The organism is Capnocytophaga sp. oral taxon 864, from assembly GCF_002998835.1.
GTDB lineage: Bacteria > Bacteroidota > Bacteroidia > Flavobacteriales > Flavobacteriaceae > Capnocytophaga > Capnocytophaga ochracea.
This window is the reverse complement of the sequence record NZ_CP027232.1, coordinates 1,116,025-1,133,404: the sequence shown is the minus strand read 5'-3', so window position 1 is coordinate 1,133,404 and position 17,380 is coordinate 1,116,025. Positions and strand designations below refer to the sequence as shown.

9 protein-coding genes are annotated in these 17,380 nt (G+C 39.3%); 7 read left to right on the top strand and 2 right to left on the bottom strand.

What is annotated here, in order from left to right:
• Positions 1-4: 4 nt before the first annotated feature.
• The 3 genes from C3V44_RS05050 to lysS all read left to right on the top strand — a co-directional run bounded on the left by C3V44_RS05050 (position 5) and on the right by lysS (position 6,414).
• Positions 5-2,935, top strand: a complete 2,931-nt coding sequence (locus tag C3V44_RS05050; protein WP_106095752.1) for a glycoside hydrolase family 3 N-terminal domain-containing protein — start codon at positions 5-7, stop codon at positions 2,933-2,935.
• 71 nt (positions 2,936-3,006) lie between these two features.
• Positions 3,007-4,332 (top strand): sodium:proton antiporter NhaD, encoded by a 1,326-nt coding sequence (gene nhaD / locus C3V44_RS05045; protein WP_106095751.1) that lies wholly within the window; start codon positions 3,007-3,009, stop codon positions 4,330-4,332.
• A gap of 393 nt (positions 4,333-4,725) precedes the next feature.
• Positions 4,726-6,414, top strand: a complete 1,689-nt coding sequence (gene lysS / locus C3V44_RS05040) for a lysine--tRNA ligase (RefSeq protein ID WP_106095750.1) — start codon at positions 4,726-4,728, stop codon at positions 6,412-6,414.
• Positions 6,415-6,481: 67 nt separating this feature from the next.
• On the opposite strand, the gene C3V44_RS05035 is transcribed toward lysS, so the two are convergent.
• Positions 6,482-7,801, bottom strand: a complete 1,320-nt coding sequence (locus tag C3V44_RS05035; RefSeq protein WP_106095749.1) for a sugar MFS transporter — start codon at positions 7,799-7,801, stop codon at positions 6,482-6,484.
• 280 nt (positions 7,802-8,081) lie between these two features.
• On the opposite strand from C3V44_RS05035, the gene C3V44_RS05030 reads away from it, so the two are divergent.
• From C3V44_RS05030 to C3V44_RS05020, 3 genes are all read left to right on the top strand, one after another.
• Positions 8,082-10,910 carry a TonB-dependent receptor domain-containing protein gene (locus tag C3V44_RS05030; RefSeq protein ID WP_106095748.1) on the top strand — a complete coding sequence of 943 codons (2,829 nt, stop codon included), beginning with the start codon at positions 8,082-8,084 and terminating at the stop codon, positions 10,908-10,910.
• Between the two features lie 167 nt (positions 10,911-11,077).
• On the top strand, positions 11,078-13,108 hold the full coding sequence (locus C3V44_RS05025; RefSeq protein WP_106095747.1) for a recombinase: 2,031 nt from the start codon (positions 11,078-11,080) through the stop codon (positions 13,106-13,108).
• Between the two features lie 12 nt (positions 13,109-13,120).
• On the top strand, positions 13,121-14,248 hold the full coding sequence (locus C3V44_RS05020; RefSeq protein ID WP_106095746.1) for an aminotransferase class I/II-fold pyridoxal phosphate-dependent enzyme: 1,128 nt from the start codon (positions 13,121-13,123) through the stop codon (positions 14,246-14,248).
• Positions 14,249-14,305: 57 nt separating this feature from the next.
• Here the strand turns inward: C3V44_RS05020 and fmt are convergent, their stop codons facing one another.
• A complete protein-coding gene (gene fmt, locus C3V44_RS05015) occupies positions 14,306-15,256 on the bottom strand; it encodes a methionyl-tRNA formyltransferase (protein WP_106095745.1) in 951 nt (316 codons plus the stop codon).
• A gap of 823 nt (positions 15,257-16,079) precedes the next feature.
• Here fmt and C3V44_RS05010 point away from each other — a divergent pair.
• Complete coding sequence (locus tag C3V44_RS05010; RefSeq protein ID WP_106095744.1) at positions 16,080-17,336, top strand: sulfate adenylyltransferase subunit 1; 1,257 nt, start codon at positions 16,080-16,082, stop codon at positions 17,334-17,336.
• Positions 17,337-17,380 lie beyond the last annotated feature (44 nt).

The following is a 17,380-nucleotide window of genomic DNA, read 5'->3' as shown; positions in this document are numbered from 1 at the left end:
AAAAATGAGAAAGACTTATTTACTAATTACTTTTTTTAACCTATCACTATTTACTACACTTGCCCAAAATAAATCTCCTTTAACAACTACCGATGCCCAAGCACAACAGCAGTGGGTGAACGACACTTATAACAAAATGAGCCTTGATGAAAAGATTGGGCAACTGTTTATGGTATCGGTATTTTCAAGCCATATAGGCACAAAAAAAGCCGAGGAGGTAAAAGACTTCATAAAGAAATACTACATTGGAGGGATTATCTTCTCCAAAGGAGGGCCGAAGCGTCAGGCAAAGCTCACCAATGAATACCAAGCACTCTCTAAAATTCCGCTTTTTATGGCAATGGATGCCGAGTGGGGATTGGCGATGCGCTTGGACTCTACTTATGCTTACCCGTGGAATATGACCCTTGGGGCAATCAAAGATAACTATCTTGTAGAACGTACCGGTAGACGTATAGGGTTACACTGCAAGCAATTGGGTATGCAGTTTAACTTTGCTCCTGATATTGATATTAACACAAATCCGAATAACCCTATTATAGGAAATCGTTCGTTTGGCGAGGATAAAGAGAATGTAACCCAAAAAGGGCTTGCTTTTACTCGCGGAATGCAGTCGGTAGGGGTGCTGGGCAGTGCCAAACACTTTCCTGGTCACGGTGATACTTCTAAAGATTCTCATAAAACTCTACCGCTTATATCTTTTGCTGCTAACCGTATTGACGAGATAGAACTTTATCCTTTTAAAGCCCTCATCAGAGAAGGAGTAGCTAGCATAATGGTAGGGCACCTTAATATTCCTTCCTTAGAACCTAAAACAGGGCTACCTTCCTCGTTATCAAGTGCTATTATCACTGATTTACTCAAAAAGAAATTAGGTTATCAAGGGCTTATCTTTACCGATGCACTTGGTATGAAAGGGGTATCGGAATACTTGCCCGTAGGCGAAGTGGAAGTAGAAGCCTTCTTGGCGGGTAACGATATTTTGCTGATGCCAGCTAATGTAGCTAAGGGTTTTGAGGCAATGAAGAAAGCCTACCAGAACAAACGCATCAGTGAGGAACGTTTAGCACATTCAGTAAAGAAAATACTAATGGCTAAATACAAAGTGGGGCTCACATCTTTTAAACAGCTAGACGAAAGCACTGTAACCTCGACTTTGCACACGGTAGAAGATGATTTGCTCACTGAGGAACTGTTTGAAAATGCGATTACGGTAGGGCAAAACAAGGAAAATATACTGCCTATAAAAGACTTAGACAAGCGAAAAATAGCCTATGTGAAGTTTGGCAACGACAGTGGTTGGGCGTTTTATTCCACCTTACGCAAATACGCAGAGACCGTGCTTATTGAGCCTAAGAATGAGGCACAGCTATATGAAGCAGTTGAATCTTTTGACACGATTATTATCGGGTTGCACAAACCAGATAAGACCCCTTGGGACGCATACAAGTTTACAGAGAACGAACTGAAATGGTTAGAGCATATTGCTAAGAAAAAGAAGGTAATCCTCGCAGTGTTTACTCGACCCTATGCGATGCTCGACGTGAAAAATATAGCTTCTATTAAAGCTATTGTATTTGCTTACCAAAACCACAAAGTAGCGCAAGAGAAAGCTGCTCAACTCATCTTTGGTGCTATTGAGGGCAAAGGAGTTTTGCCTGTAACAGCACACCCTAACTTACCCGTAGGCACTTCAATTGCTACTCCTAGAATAGGACGCTTAGCTTACGGCTTACCTGAAAGCGTGGGACTCAATTCTCTTAAACTAAAAGAGATAGACAGTATTGCTCTTGATGCCGTAGTACAAAAGATGACGCCAGGGATGCAGGTATTGGTTGCCAAAAGAGGAAAGGTAGTTTATCGCAAGAATTTTGGTACTTTAGATTACAATCCAGCCAATAAAGTGACCGACAACACTATTTACGACCTCGCTTCGCTTACGAAGATATTGGCTACTCTCCCTGAACTGATGCGCCTTTATGTGCGTGGAGATTTCAAACCCGTAGATACTTTTGAGGATTTGCTACCCAAGCTCAAACATACAAACAAGGGAGATATGACAATGAAAGATGTGCTCTCGCACTATGCTCAGTTCCAGTCGTGGATTCCTTTTTACCGAAAAACCTTAGACATTGATAAAAAGCCTTCGCCTGAGTATTACAGCACTACCAAAAGTGATTCTTTCCCTACTGAGGTAGCCAAAGACTTATATCTTAGAGAAGGGTATACTGACAGTATTTATAAAACAATTGACGAGAGTGAGCTTATCAAAGATAAAAAATATTTATATAGCGACCTCCCTTATTATTATTTCAAGAAGTACATAGAAAAAAAAAACAAGAAGCCCCTACAAGAAATCGTTCAGAAGCACTTTTATAGAGGTTTAGGAGCCTACCAGCTTACTTTTCTTCCTTTGCAACGCTTCTCTCCTGTAAATATTGCACCTGCCGAAGATGAAAAGACCTTTCGTTCTCAGGAGCTTCGAGGGTACGTACACGACCAAGGAGCAGCCCTTTTAGGAGGGGTTGGTGGACACGCAGGACTTTTTGGAACTGCCGACGATGTAGCCAAAGTGATGCAAATGTACCTCCAACAAGGGTATTACGGTGGTACGTGGTTCTTGCAACCTCAGGCTATAAAAATCTTCAACACTTGTAATTACTGTCCAGAAGGTAACCGTCGAGGTTTAGGATTCGATAAACCACAGTTAGGCAAATCAGGTCCTACTTGTGGTTGTGTGCCAATGGATAGCTTTGGACATACTGGTTTTACGGGTACTTTTGCGTGGGCTGACCCCACTAATGAAATAGTAATAGTTATCCTCTCGAACCGCACTTATCCCTCTTCTGACAATAAACTTTTAGTAAACCGATTGGTGCGCCAAAAGATACAAGGAGTGGTGTACCAAGCCCTATCTGCGAATAAAAATTTTTAAAAAGATTTGGTATATAACGAGAAGTTTTAGTACATTTGCGCCACGTTAATTTTTAAAATAGAATTTATTATATGGAAGCGTGGATTATTGCCATTTTTTTCATTGGCTATCTTTGTATTACTACCGAACACCAAATAAAGGTAGACAAAACCATTTCAGCCTTAGCTATGGCTGTCATCTGTTGGACGATACTTAAAGTATTTAATCTTGATGTACTAGAAGTGATCAACGGAGTGTTAGTGCCTGTAGATATAGCTAACAACAGTAATGCTATTGATGAAGCACTACGACATCACTTAGCTGAAACTTCCGAAATACTCTTCTTCTTAATCGGTGCAATGACCATTGTAGAAATCATTGATATGCACCGTGGGTTTGAAATCATCAAGCGGATGATTCGCACCAGAAGCAAAGTAAAATTGCTTTGGATTATAGGTGTTATTGCTTTTTTTCTCTCTGCTATTATCGACAACCTTACTACTACCATTATTCTCATAACCATTGTACGTAAGCTCATACCTAACCAAAAAGAGCGCATTTGGTATGCTTCCCTCATTGTGATCGCTGCCAATGCAGGAGGGGCTTGGTCTCCTATCGGTGACGTAACAACTACTATGCTCTGGGTAAAAAACAAAGTAACCGCTGCTAAATTAGTAGAATACGTACTTATTCCTGCTATTGTATGCTTGATAGTACCTTTGTTAGTTGCTTCGTTTTTACCTGTATTCAAAGGGAAAATAGACACTTCTAACAGCGAAGAGAGTATTACTTACAAGAGCAGTATGCCTGTGTTGGTAATAGGCTTTATCTCTATTATCTTTGTACCTATTTTTAAATCGATTACACACTTACCTCCTTATATAGGGATGCTTTTTTCATTGGCTACTATGTGGTTTATTTCTGAAAAATTAAAACCTATTAGAGAACTTTCATCAACTGATAAGGATAAATTCAGTATTCACCGTGCGATGAGCCGTATCGAGTTTTCCAGCATACTATTCTTTTTAGGAATCCTCTTGGCAGTGGCTTCATTGCAAACTATCGGTACGCTTTTTAACTTTGCACAAACATTGAATGAGACTATCCCAAGTACAAACGTAGTGATTTTGCTCTTAGGTTTCGCCTCTGCTATAATAGACAACGTACCATTAGTAGCTGCCAGTATGGGTATGTTCCAAGAACCTATGGATAGTGGTCTTTGGCACTTCATCGCTTATGCAGCGGGCACAGGAGGTAGTTTGCTTATCATCGGTTCGGCTGCGGGAGTAGTAGCTATGGGTATGGAGAAGATTAATTTCTTTTGGTATGTGAAAAACATCTTATGGATAGCCCTTTTAGGTTTTGTGTTAGGTTATCTTACTTTGGTAAGTTTTGAAGCTTTACACGTTTTTGGATAGCATAAAACGATACATCATATACGAAAAACTGCCTAAATATAATTTTTTAGGCAGTCTTTTTTATAGGTGAACATCAGCGTAGTTACTTCTTAGTCTCTCTCTTTGTGTATTACGGATGTTGTATAGAGAATATAAAAGTACTTCAATGCACAGTGTTCACATTTAAAAATAACTTAGTATCTTTGCTAGCAAAAACACACTATGAAGAATTGTTTTACAGAATAAATAGGATTGTAAGGGAGAAGACTCTTAAAACTTTAAATATGAACGTCGTGTTTATTTGCGAATACTATTGTGTAAGTCAAAAAAACGCCGTACTTTTGCACCCTAAAAGTATTCCAATTAATCACTAGCCACTAACCATTTATCATTAAGCGTTAATCATTAAAAAAGATGTTATCAGAACAAGAAATCATTCGTAGAGAAAAACTTTCTAAATTGAAAGAATTGGGGATAAACCCTTATCCCGCTCCATTATACCCGGTTGATACTACCTCTAAGGACGTAGCCAACCATTATGAAGAAGGTAAACAAGTGGTTGTAGCCGGTAGATTAATGTCGTTGCGTGTACAAGGAAAAGCCTCGTTTGCTACTTTGCAGGATAGTAAAGGCACGATGCAATTGTACTTCAACCGTGATGAGATGTGCCCTACCGATGATAAAACGCTTTACAATGAGGTGTTTAAAAAGTTATTGGATTTAGGTGACTTTATAGGTGCTGAAGGAACGCTCTTCATCACTAAAATGGGTGAGAAAACCGTGTTGGTAAAGAACTTTACGCTACTTTCAAAAGTATTGCGTCCGCTACCTATGCCTAAGATAGATGCCGATGGTAAAGTACACGATGCCTTCACCGATCCTGAACAACGCTACCGTATGCGCTATGTAGATTTGGTAGTAAATCCACAAGTGAAAGAAGTGTTTATCAAGCGCACTAAACTCTTCAATGCTATGCGTCAGTTTTTTAACGATGCAGGGTATTTGGAAGTAGAGACGCCAATACTACAAGCTATACCAGGGGGAGCTAGTGCACGTCCGTTTATCACCCATCACAATGCGTTGGACATTCCGCTGTATATGCGTATTGCCAATGAACTTTACTTAAAACGTCTTATTGTAGGAGGTTTTGACGGAGTGTATGAATTTTCTAAGAACTTCCGCAACGAGGGTATGGATAGAACTCACAACCCTGAGTTTACGGCTATGGAAATTTATGTGGCTTACAAAGATTATCACTGGATGATGGACTTCACTGAACGCTTAATCGAACATTGCGCTATAGCCGTGAATGGTACTACTAAGGCGACCTTTGGTAAACATACAGTAGATTTCAAAGCTCCTTATCCACGCCTTACGATGACTGATGCTATTAAACAGTTCACAGGCTTTGACATCACTGGAAAGACAGAAGACGAATTGAGAGCCTTTGCACAGTCTATCGGTATTGCGGTAGACGAGGCGATGGGCAAGGGCAAACTGATAGATGAAATATTTGGTGAGAAATGCGAAGGTAACTTCATTCAGCCTACTTTCATCACTGATTACCCCAAAGAGATGTCGCCACTGACCAAAGAACACCGCTACAACCCCGACCTTACTGAACGTTTTGAGTTAATGGTATGCGGTAAGGAGATTGCCAATGCTTATTCGGAATTGAACGACCCTATTGACCAACGTGAGCGCTTTGAAGAACAATTGCGACTCTCAGAAAAAGGCGACGACGAAGCGATGTTCATTGACCAAGATTTCTTGCGCGCTCTTGAATATGGTATGCCACCTACCTCAGGTTTGGGTATCGGTATGGACAGACTTGTAATGTTCCTCACCAATAATGAGAGCATACAAGAAGTGCTTTTCTTCCCACAAATGCGTCCTGAGAAGAAAGAAGTAGAGCTTTCGGAAGACGAGAAAGTAGTGTTTGAACTTTTAAAAACCTCAGAAAGACTGCTTTTAGATGCTCTAAAAACACAAACGGCATTTTCTAACAAGAAATGGGATAAAGCCATTAAAGGTCTTACCAGTAAGAAAGTAGCGAAAGTAGTAAAAGAAGGAGAAGAACTGTTCGTGGAATTAGCAAATTAACAAAATTGAAAATTAGTAAATTATGGACTCTGACAAAGTCTTTTATTGACCATTAACCTTTAATAAATTATTTATTGTTCTTGTAAAAACCAAAGAAAGCGATATAACCGTAGCAAACTACTAAGGTGAGGAATGCTAAGCGGAAACCTATATAGTCGGTAAGAGAACCGTACAGAATAGGCAAGAGTCCGCCACCGACAATCATCGTACAAAGGATACCTGAAGCTTGAGTTTTGAGTTCGTCTATCCCTTCACAAGCAAGCGCAAAGATAGTGGGAAACATCATAGAGTTGAAGAGGCCGATACTTAATAAAGTCCACATTGAGAGCAAACCACCAGTATTGATAGAAAACAAAATAAGAGAGATGACAACTATAGCAAAAGTAATGAGAACTTTGGCGGGAGCAATCCACTTGATGAGATAAACACTGATAAAGCGTCCTAACATAGCACCTCCCCAGTAGAAAGTGAGAAAAACAGCTATAATAGCCTTGGGGTCGGCTGAGGTTAGATGAGGTTTTCCTGCCAATGAGCCAAGCGTTTCTACAATAAAGCAAATAGAGGGGCTCTCTAAAATATCCTTAGTGATGTTCATATCGATGAAGTAGTTTACTGCATAACTTCCTATCACTACTTCAGCACCTACATACAAGAAGATACCTATAGCCCCCAACAGTAAGGGAGTTTTCTTGAGAAGATTCCAATAACTGTCTTTATTTACTTCTTCTTTTATTCTATAAGCATAAGGTAATTTAACTACTGCAAAAACAAATGCTAAAGCAAGTGCCCATAAGGCTATATACAAAAAAGGTAATTGTATAGAAAAGGCTTCTTCACGAAAATAAATAAGCTTATCTGTAGTGTCTAAGGCTTCTATTTCAGCTTCTTTTTTTATCTCGTTGCTCAGTAAGTAAGCGGCTCCAAATATAGGAGCAATAGTAGTGCCTATGGCGTTGAAAGCTTGAGAGAAAGTGAGCCGACGAGGCGTAGTGGCTTCATCGCTTAAGATTACCACATAAGAGTTCATAGCCACTTGGAGGAAAGTAACGCCACAGCCTAATACGAAGATAGCAGTTAAGAATATCCAATATAAGCGTTCCCCGGCAGCAGGATAGAAGAGCAAAGCGCCTAAGGAGATGAGCAAAAGACCTAAGATAATACTCCGCTGATAGCCTATTTTAGTGAGAATAAAACCTGCAGGGATAGAAAAAAATAAGTAAGACAAGAAGAAAGATAGGAGAATATAGGCTACATTGGAATAATGCAACTGAAACACATCACGAAGATGAGGTAATAAAAGCTGTATGAGCACTGTTAAACCTCCAAAAAGTAAGAATAAAAGTGCTACCAGAACAAAGGCTTGGGTATGTTTCTTTTGTCTATTCATTGCTGTATAAGCTCGGTTTAGAGCGCAAATCTACTACAAAAGATTAAAAAATAGTTAAAATTTAACACTTTATTTTTATTGTATACATAACTTAAAACGTACAACATACTTGTATTTAGTGTTTTATGTGTAAGTAGAATCCTTGTTAATAAATATGTTAGAAAATATTTTGACAAATCTGTTGGGGGATATCAAAAAAGTTAGTAACTTTGCTCCGAATAAATAGTACTACTTAGCTCACTACTGACCATAACCACTCGTAACTAATTTAACTAATATAATGAAAAGCTGGTTTTTAAATGTAGCCGTACTTTTTCTCACATCAATGCTTTACTCTCAGCAAGGAGTCATTACTGGGGAAGTAATTGATGGTGATTACAACGCTCCGTTAATGGGAGCAAATGTTTTGGTTAAAGGGACTACCAAAGGAGCTTCTACTGATATGGACGGTAAGTATTCCTTGAATGTAGACTCACCTACTGGAACCTTAGAGTTCTCTTATCTTGGATATGTTACCAAGACAGTTTCCTATAAACTTGTGAATGGTAAAGCGCACGTGCGAATTACCCTTACAAGCGACCAACAAACCCTAGGAGAGGTAATAGTAACAGGTAAAAGCACCTTGTTAGACATTGCACAAGAGCGTAAAACACCTGTGGCGGTATCTACTATTCAAGCTACCGAAATTATAGAAAAATTAGGTACACGAGAACTTCCTGAAGTACTCAATAGAACGCCTTCTGTTTATGCTACAAAAGGGGGTGGTGGCTTCGGCGACTCTAAAATCAATATGCGTGGTTTTGATAGTAAAAACATTGCTGTAATGGTAAATGGTATGCCTGTAAACGATATGGAAGGTGGTACTGTATACTTCAGTAACTGGACAGGGCTTTCAGATGTAACTTCTGCTATGCAGGTACAACGCGGGCTCGGTGCCTCTAAATTGGCTATAGCTTCTGTAGGAGGTACAATGAACTTTATTTTGCGCACTTCGGATATGCAAGAGGGCGGTAGCCTCTTTGCAAGCTATGGAACTAATCAAGAATATAAAGCAGTAGCCTCATACAACACTGGTAAAAGCCTTACAGGCTGGTCTACTTCAGTATTATTTAGCAAAAATTGGGGACAAAAATATGCTGATGGCACTCAGTTTGATGGTTATGGCTACTATTTTGCATTAGGCTATGAAGCCTCTAAAAAACATAGCTTCCAATTTACCTTTACAGGAGCTCCTCAATGGCATAACCAACGTTCTTCAAGTCCGAGTATTGCTGATGCTCAACGTTATGGAGGAACAGAAGATAAACCTAACCGCAAATACAATCCTGATTGGGGGTATTTAAATGGTGATGAATATTCACTTAGAAAAAATATATATCACAAACCAGTAGCAATGCTCAACTGGGATTGGACAATGAATGAAAGAACCTCTCTCAGTACTGTGTTTTATGCTTCTTTAGGTCGTGGTATGGGAGTGAATTCTACCGGTGAAGCTCATTCAATAGCAGGTGGTAAATTGCAACGCCATTTCTTAAATTCACTTCGTACAGCTGATGGACTTATCGATTTTGACAAAGCTGTGAAATACAATAACGGAGAGGCTGTAGAAGGACTTTTGCCTATGCAAAATCCAAAACAAGCCGGAAAAAGTGTGTCTATACCTAAACCAGGAGGAGGAACTCTTAAAGCTAGTAACCAAGGTTATATTATGAATGGTTCTGTAAATTCACACAACTGGTATGGAGTGCTTACAAATTTACAACACCAAATTAATGACCACTTCACTGTGAATATGGGGTTAGATGGTCGTTACTATTATGGTTACCACCACCAAGTTGTTACAGACCTTTTAGGGAATGATAGCTATGCTGATAGTAAAAATGAAAATCTAACAGCGCCAAATCTTATTACTTCTGCTAAATCTACTAATCTTAACTGGAATCCATTTAGCACTGTAGCTCCTTTAAATCAAAGAATAGGTTATAGCAACGATGGAGAAGTAAAATGGTATGGTCTTTTCTCTCAATTTGAATACTCTGATGATCATTTTTCAGCCTTCATACAAGGATCTACTTCTTTGCAGTCATATCAACGTATAGACGAATTTATCAAACCAGGTAAATTGGCTGTAAAAAATAATCCTAATACAGCAATGTCTACAAAAACAGGCTTTAAAAATCTTGTAGGTTATAACATCAAAGGGGGTGTGAACTATAATATTAATGAACATCATAACATATATGCAAACACTGGCTATTATTCTAAACAACCATTGTTTAACGCTGTATATCCTAACTATTTGAACTATGTAAACCCTGCTCTTACCAATGAAAAAATATTTGGTGTTGAAGCTGGATATGGATTTAAGTCTAACTTCTTGAATGCAAACTTGAATCTTTACTATACTTCTTGGAAAGATCGTTACCTCCGCAAATCAAATAACTTGCACGTAGGAGGAAATACCATCACAGCTTATGCTAATATTTTAGGTATTAAAGAAGTACACCAAGGAGTGGAATTAGATTTCAAAGCTAATATCACTGAGTACCTAAAACTCAACGGTATGTTCTCTTTGGGTGATTGGTTCTACAAAGGAGATGCTGCGGGAACTCTTACAAATGAAAATAATAACCCTGTAGATTTCCAAGGGAATGAAGTGCCTGCAGGAAGCGCTGCCGAAATTAAACTCTTTTTGGATGGTGTGAAAGTAGGTGAATCAGCACAAACTACAGCTTCATTAGGGGTATCAGTATTGCCTGTTAAAGGATTTAATATAGATTTAGATTGGCGTTATGTAGATAATTTGTATTCAAATCTTAATATAGGTAATTTTACTACTAAAGCTGAAGCCGATAAAGGAGCAGTTAAATTGCCAGGTTATAACTTGTTTGATCTATCAGCTTCTTATAGATGGAAACTTACAGATAGTCAACGGCTCACTTTCTCAGCTCACGCTTATAACTTACTCGATACTTACTATATTTTAGAGTCTTATACCAGTAATCACGTTACCAATACAAGCAAAACTTATAAAGGTATTGATGTTACTAACCGTGTATATTTTGGCGATGGTCGTACCTTTAGCTTTGGAGTACGTTACAACTTCTAAACAGGTAAAACCAGCGAACAGGAGTGGCTGAATCTGAGTAACAGCTAACAAAGGCTATCCATTCATTTGGGTAGCTTTTTTATTGGTGAATGCCACAAATTAGCAAAATTTTCATACCTTTGCTCCCTCATTGTTAATTATCAATTCTTAATTATTCATTGTAAGATATGTTACGATTCGCAAAAGAATATAAATCTATTTATGAAATCTTTGAGACTTATATGCACTCATCAGACTATGAAGATATTGACTTCGTGTTTGATGTAGTGAACTACTTCCGCCGTAAGAGTAACAACAAAAAGACTCCCCTCAATATTGATGAACTCATCGTTGAAATCAAACACAAACCCGAGTGCATCGCTTTCTTCAAGGAAAAGCTCCACAACGTATTTGCTAATAAACAAAAAGTAATTCTTTTTACTGACGCAGGTCTGCTGAACAGTGTTTCTTTCTTCAAAGAATTGCGTCGCCGTATCAGTCGTCAGCTTTTGCCCGACCAGCCTTCGGAAGAGAATATACAATACGTACTCAACCAACTCTTCTACCGTCCTTCCGATGTGAAATGGGTACATCAAATTCCTTTAGATAACTGGAAAGAACTCTTTGAAATACTTGCTGTATCTACTTTCTATGAGGATAGTGAGAGCAAAACTACTTCCAAGCAAATCCTTTTGGCGATAATGATTCTCTCCCAACGTATGGGAGGGCTCGCCTTGCAAACTGATGTGCGCCGTATGGTGCCTGAATATGCTCACCTCAATAGTCCCTTTATTGCTCTCGACGATGAGCTGAACAATCTTGCACGTACTCTTTCCAAGGAAGATAACCCTTATCTATACATACAAGACCACGAACTCGATTATAAACAGCTGAATATCCTAGCTGGTCAGTGTGAGGATTTCGTAAACAAAGCTGATGCCAATACTTCTAAATATGGGGTGAGTTTCAGTGTGAACCAAACTCTTTTGCTCATTCGTCAGCAAATAAAACGCATCAAGCGACTTTATAACTACCTGTTTATAGAAAAAGAAGCTGATAAATGTGAAAAAACGATTGCCTTCTACTTAGATATGGTGAAAACTAATTCTAAGAAGAACAATATTCGAAAACTGATAGATGATAGTGTTTATAACATTACCTACGAGATTACGAACTATACCGGCAAGACCGGTGAACACTATATTACTTCTACTGCTGGTGAGTACTTCAAGATGCTTAAAACAGCTTTGTGGGGTGGCGTTATCGTGGGGTTTATGTGTTTGGTAAAACTCTATATGTCGATGCAACCTGACCAAAGTGATTTTTTTCGTGCCCTAAACTACAGTTTTAACTACGCTATTGGTTTTGTACTCATCTACCTCACAGGGTCTACTTTGGCTACCAAGCAACCTGCAATGACGGCTTCTACGATTGCTAAGACTTTAGAGAGCCTCAGCGACAACGATAACAATAAAGAAAAACAGAAACACTACACCGAGTTCTCAGCACTCTTCACGCGTTTGTTTCGTTCGCAGTTCATCGCCTTTGTGGGCAACGTGTTTGGTGCTTTCCCTGTGTCTATGCTTTTGGCGATAGGAATGAGTTATCTCAGTGGTTACAATATCGCTACTAAAAAAAGTTTACATCTCTTGGAAGACCTGAATATATGGCATACCCCCGTATTTTTGCACGCTTGTATTGCAGGGATATTTCTGTTCTTATCGGGTATTATAGCAGGTAACGTAGCTAGTGTAAACAATTTTAACAACTTCTATTATCGTCTTTCTGAACACCCCTTTCTTAAAGGCTTCTTTGGTAAAGTACGTATGCAACGCGTTGCTAACTGGATGCAACAAAAGTGGCCGAGTGTCGTCTCAAATATTTGGTTTGGAGTCTTTATGGGAAGTGCGTGGGCAATAGGTCATTTCTTCGGCTTACCACTCGATATACGCCACATCACCTTTGCCAGTGGTAATTTAGCTTACGGCTTGTATGGTATGAATTTTATCATTAGCTTAGAGAATATTTTTTGGTGTATCTTAGGGATAGGTATCATTGGTTTAGGTAACTTTATTGTGAGTTTTGGTCTGTCGTTATGGATAGCCTTGCGCTCTCGCGAAGTCCCTGCTTCAGAACTAAAATATTTAGGTCGTTGTGTGTGGAGAGCCTTTAAAGAACATCCCAGAGCCTTTTTCTTTCCTGTAAGGGAGAAAGAATAAAAGAATATTCAAATGAAACACATCAAAGAAAAATTAGCTGAACGTGAGGCTCACAATGCTTTACGCAGTCTCAAACAACGCCATTTTGCTATTGATTTCTACTCCAATGATTATATAGGATTCAGTACAAATTCTGAGATTACTAAACGCATCTCTGAATTACTCCCTCAGCAAACGGCACCTCACGGGGCTACAGGCTCGCGATTGCTTTCGGGTAACTTGCCTATCTTTTCCGAAACCGAAAGCTATATAGCTCATTTTCATAACGCCGAAACAGCTCTTTTGTACAATTCGGGCTATGATGCCAATGTGGGATTTTTCTCCTGTATCGTAGGGCGAGGTGATATTATCTTATACGATAGTTACAGCCACGCTTCTATACGCGACGGTATTTCACTGAGTTTAGCTAACTCCTATAAGTTTAAACATAACGATTTAGACGATTTAGAAAAGCTCTTAAAAAAGTTTGCTACCCCTGATAAAACGGTGCTCATCGTTACTGAAACAGTTTTTTCAATGGACGGTGATAGCCCTGATTTGGTGCGTTTGGTAACATTAGCAACACAGTATGGGGCTTATATAGCGGTAGACGAAGCTCACGCCATAGGAGTATTTGGCAAACACGGCTGTGGATTGGTGCAAGCATTGGGGTTAGAAGAAGAAATTTTTGCCCGCATCGTTACCTTCGGGAAAGGCTTAGGAGCACACGGAGCAGCTGCCTTAGCTTCAAATGAGGTGATACAGTATTTAGTGAACTTTTCACGTTCTTTCATATATACTACTGCTATGAGTCCACATAGTGTGGCAACTATTAGGGCAGGATATGAGACCTTACAGACAACTAAATCAATAGAACAACTGCATCATAATATACAGTATTTTAAAACGCAAATTGCCAAATACAAAATACAAGGTTTTATTCCTTCTGATTCAGCCATTCAAGCTATAGTAGTAGCAGGCAATGAACGAGTGAAAGCACTTGCCGAAGTACTACAAGCCCAAGATATAGGCGTATTACCGATTTTAGCGCCCACCGTACCTGCGGGACAAGAACGGTTGAGAATATGCTTGCACAGTTTTAATACCGAACAAGAAATCGAAAAATTAATTAACCAATTAGCCAGTTTGTCAATTATCTGATTAGAGAATCAATTTTTACCAAAGTTTTTTAATTGTCTGTCGTGCTACGACTCGTCATTATAGTATTGTGGTATTATCAAAGCTGAATCCATTTAGCAAGTCTTTGGTCTTCATACGTTTTTTAGCAGGTAATTGCAATTCTAATAGCTTTATATAACCATCTTTTACAGCTACACGCAGTCCTTTTTTATCTACTAAGAGTTCCCTAATAGGATATTGATGAGAGACAGGTTCGAAAAGAACATCATATACTTTTACATTTAACACTTCTCCTTTTTGTACAAACGCTGTCCACGCAGTAGGGTAGGGGCTCATTCCCCTCACTAAACGCTCTATTGTCATTCCTTCCGCTTGCCAATCTATCTTGCAGGTCTCTTTGTATATCTTAGGAGCTTCGGCAAAAGTTACTTCTTTGTTTTGTGGTTGGGTAGAGCAAGAACCTTCTGCAATGCTATCTACGGTTTTTAGTACCAATTCAGCACCTTGCACCATTAGTTTGTCGTGTAAGGTACCCGCTGTTTCGTGAGACTCAATAGGTGTAACCTCTTGTGCGATAATAGCTCCCGTATCAATCTTCTCGTCTATAAAGAAAGTCGTTACCCCTGTTTCCTTTTCCCCGTTGATAATTGCCCAGTTGATGGGAGCAGCTCCTCGATAGTTAGGTAAAAGAGAGGCGTGCAGATTGAATGTGCCGTATTTAGGCAATCGCCATACCACTTCGGGCAACATACGGAAGGCTACTACTATTTGCAAATCGGGTTGTAAGGCTTTCAGTGCATTTACAAAAGTTTCATCTTTTAGTTTTATGGGTTGTAACACTGGTATCCCTTTGCTTTCGGCATAGAGTTTCACTGGCGACTGGTGTAGCTTCTGTCCGCGTCCCGAAGGTTTATCGGCTACCGTTACTACACCTACTACGTTGTAATGGTTCTCTACTAATGCTTTTAGCGACGCCAACGCAAAGTCAGGTGTCCCCATAAATACAATTCTCATTTTATCACTTGTCATCTTTTTTACCTTTTACCTTATAATCTTTTAATTGTCTCAGAGGCTCATTTTCTTATTTTAGTTAAGCGATGAGCACGTTTTTAGCTTTGATTTATTTTGCGCAAAAATATAAAATTTGGTATTAATAGTAAAGTTTTTTGTAGTAAAACTTTTAATACGAATTATTATTGATTGTTCTTTCGCCCCTTAGAGTTAAATAACATCAATTCAATATAACAAAATTCCATTTTTCATTCGCCTTTCCTATCACTAATTCCTCCTTTTCCGTCATACTTCCTCCTAATGTCTATGACCTATAGTCCAGAACCTCTCACTCCATTTGCTAATTTCCAAATTTTCTAATTCTCTAATTTCCCGACCCGTCAATTCTCTTTTCCTTCACACTCCCCCCTAGTGCCTATGGCCTAAGGCCTATTGCCTTTTCCCTTTCTTTCGCCTCGAAACCCCGTTTTTAACATTTTTATCATTGTTGTATTATAGTGTTAATCAACTTTTTATACACCCTTTCTATAACAATCGTCCAAGATTCGTATAAGCTTCCTATAAGCTCCCTATAAGCTAACCATACCTTCCTAACGACCATTTCTCACCAAAATCACTCTTAACTCACTTTCGAACTTCTCTGTTTTCTTCCGATAGCTCTAACCCTCTATCGCCCGCGTGACTCGCACCTCCCACCTGTCTGACCCCCGTTCTACAAGTCCGCCTCTGCTACTGCATTTCTTGTAGTTCGTGCCCCATTTACTAAGTTCCAAATTTGCTAATTTGCCAATTAGTTTGTACTTTTGCACCAAATTATATTTACTCAACAGAAATAAAGCAAATGAATATATTACGATTTATCACCGCAGGTAGCGTAGACGACGGTAAAAGTACCCTTATAGGTCGATTGTTATACGATAGCAAAAGTATTTTAGCCGACCAGCTCGAAGCATTGGAACAACAATCAAAAAATAAGAACGACGATGGTATCGACCTCGCTATCATCACCGACGGGCTCCGTGCTGAACGCGAACAAGGGATTACTATCGATGTAGCCTACCGCTACTTTGCTACTCCCAAACGCAAATTTATCATCGCCGATGCTCCTGGTCATACCCAATACACCCGCAATATGATTACGGGGGCTTCTAATTCCGAGCTCATAATCATTTTGGTAGATGCTCGCAATGGCGTAACCGAACAAACTCGTCGCCATTCAATCATCGCCTCCCTGCTCAATATCCCAGAGGTAGTGGTAGCCGTAAACAAAATGGACTTGGTAGGTTATAGCGAAGAGGTGTTTAACAATATCAAGCAAGAGTACGAAGAGATTGCTAAACGTTTAGGATTGAAGAGCGTGCACTATTTCCCTATTTCGGCTTTTGTAGGCGATAATATCGTGAATACCACTGAGGCAATGCCTTGGTACAAAGGTAATTCGCTTTTAGACTTTTTGGAAACTGTAGAAATTAGCAAAGACAACTATGACCAACCTCGTTTTCAAGTGCAGTATGTAATACGCCCACAAACCGAAGCTTTACACGATTACCGCGGTTATGCGGGAGAAGTCATTTCGGGCACGTATCGCAAAGGTGATGTGATAATAGTAGAACCAGAAGGTATTACTACAAAACTCAGTAAGATAGAGTATAACGGCGAAGAAGTTGCAGAAGTAAAGGCAGGTGATCCAGTAGTACTACACATCGAAGACGATATCGATATTTCTCGTGGCGACTACTTTGCCAAACAAGGAGCAGAGCCTCAGCAAGGGCAAGATATCGAGGCTATTGTATGCTGGATGGATAAACGCGAATTGCGCGAAGGTAATAAATACTTGTTGCAACAGCGTAGTAAACTTGTAAAAGCAATTGTGAAGGAAATAGAGTATAAAATAGACGTCAATACCCTCAACCAAACTGAAGGTGTAGAAAGTGTAAAACTCAATGAAATCGCAAAAATCCGACTCAAAACGGCTTCCCCATTAGTATACGACACTTTCCAAAGTAATCCTCCAATGGGTAGTGCTATCCTCATCGATGAGACCAGCAATGCTACCGTAGGAGCTGTGATGATAGATGCTAATAATAAGATATTATAAGAGTTTTATTTGATTGATATAAAAAAGCACAAAACAGATATTTC

Coding starts and splice junctions, on each gene's coding strand:
- lysS (WP_106095750.1), top strand. CDS start 4,726: ATGTTATCAGAACAAGAAATCATTCGTAGAGAAAAACTTTCTAAATTG.
- nhaD (WP_106095751.1), top strand. CDS start 3,007: ATGGAAGCGTGGATTATTGCCATTTTTTTCATTGGCTATCTTTGTATT.
- C3V44_RS05020 (WP_106095746.1), top strand. CDS start 13,121: ATGAAACACATCAAAGAAAAATTAGCTGAACGTGAGGCTCACAATGCT.
- C3V44_RS05030 (WP_106095748.1), top strand. CDS start 8,082: ATGAAAAGCTGGTTTTTAAATGTAGCCGTACTTTTTCTCACATCAATG.
- fmt (WP_106095745.1), bottom strand. CDS start 15,256: ATGACAAGTGATAAAATGAGAATTGTATTTATGGGGACACCTGACTTT.
- C3V44_RS05025 (WP_106095747.1), top strand. CDS start 11,078: ATGTTACGATTCGCAAAAGAATATAAATCTATTTATGAAATCTTTGAG.
- C3V44_RS05050 (WP_106095752.1), top strand. CDS start 5: ATGAGAAAGACTTATTTACTAATTACTTTTTTTAACCTATCACTATTT.
- C3V44_RS05035 (WP_106095749.1), bottom strand. CDS start 7,801: ATGAATAGACAAAAGAAACATACCCAAGCCTTTGTTCTGGTAGCACTT.
- C3V44_RS05010 (WP_106095744.1), top strand. CDS start 16,080: ATGAATATATTACGATTTATCACCGCAGGTAGCGTAGACGACGGTAAA.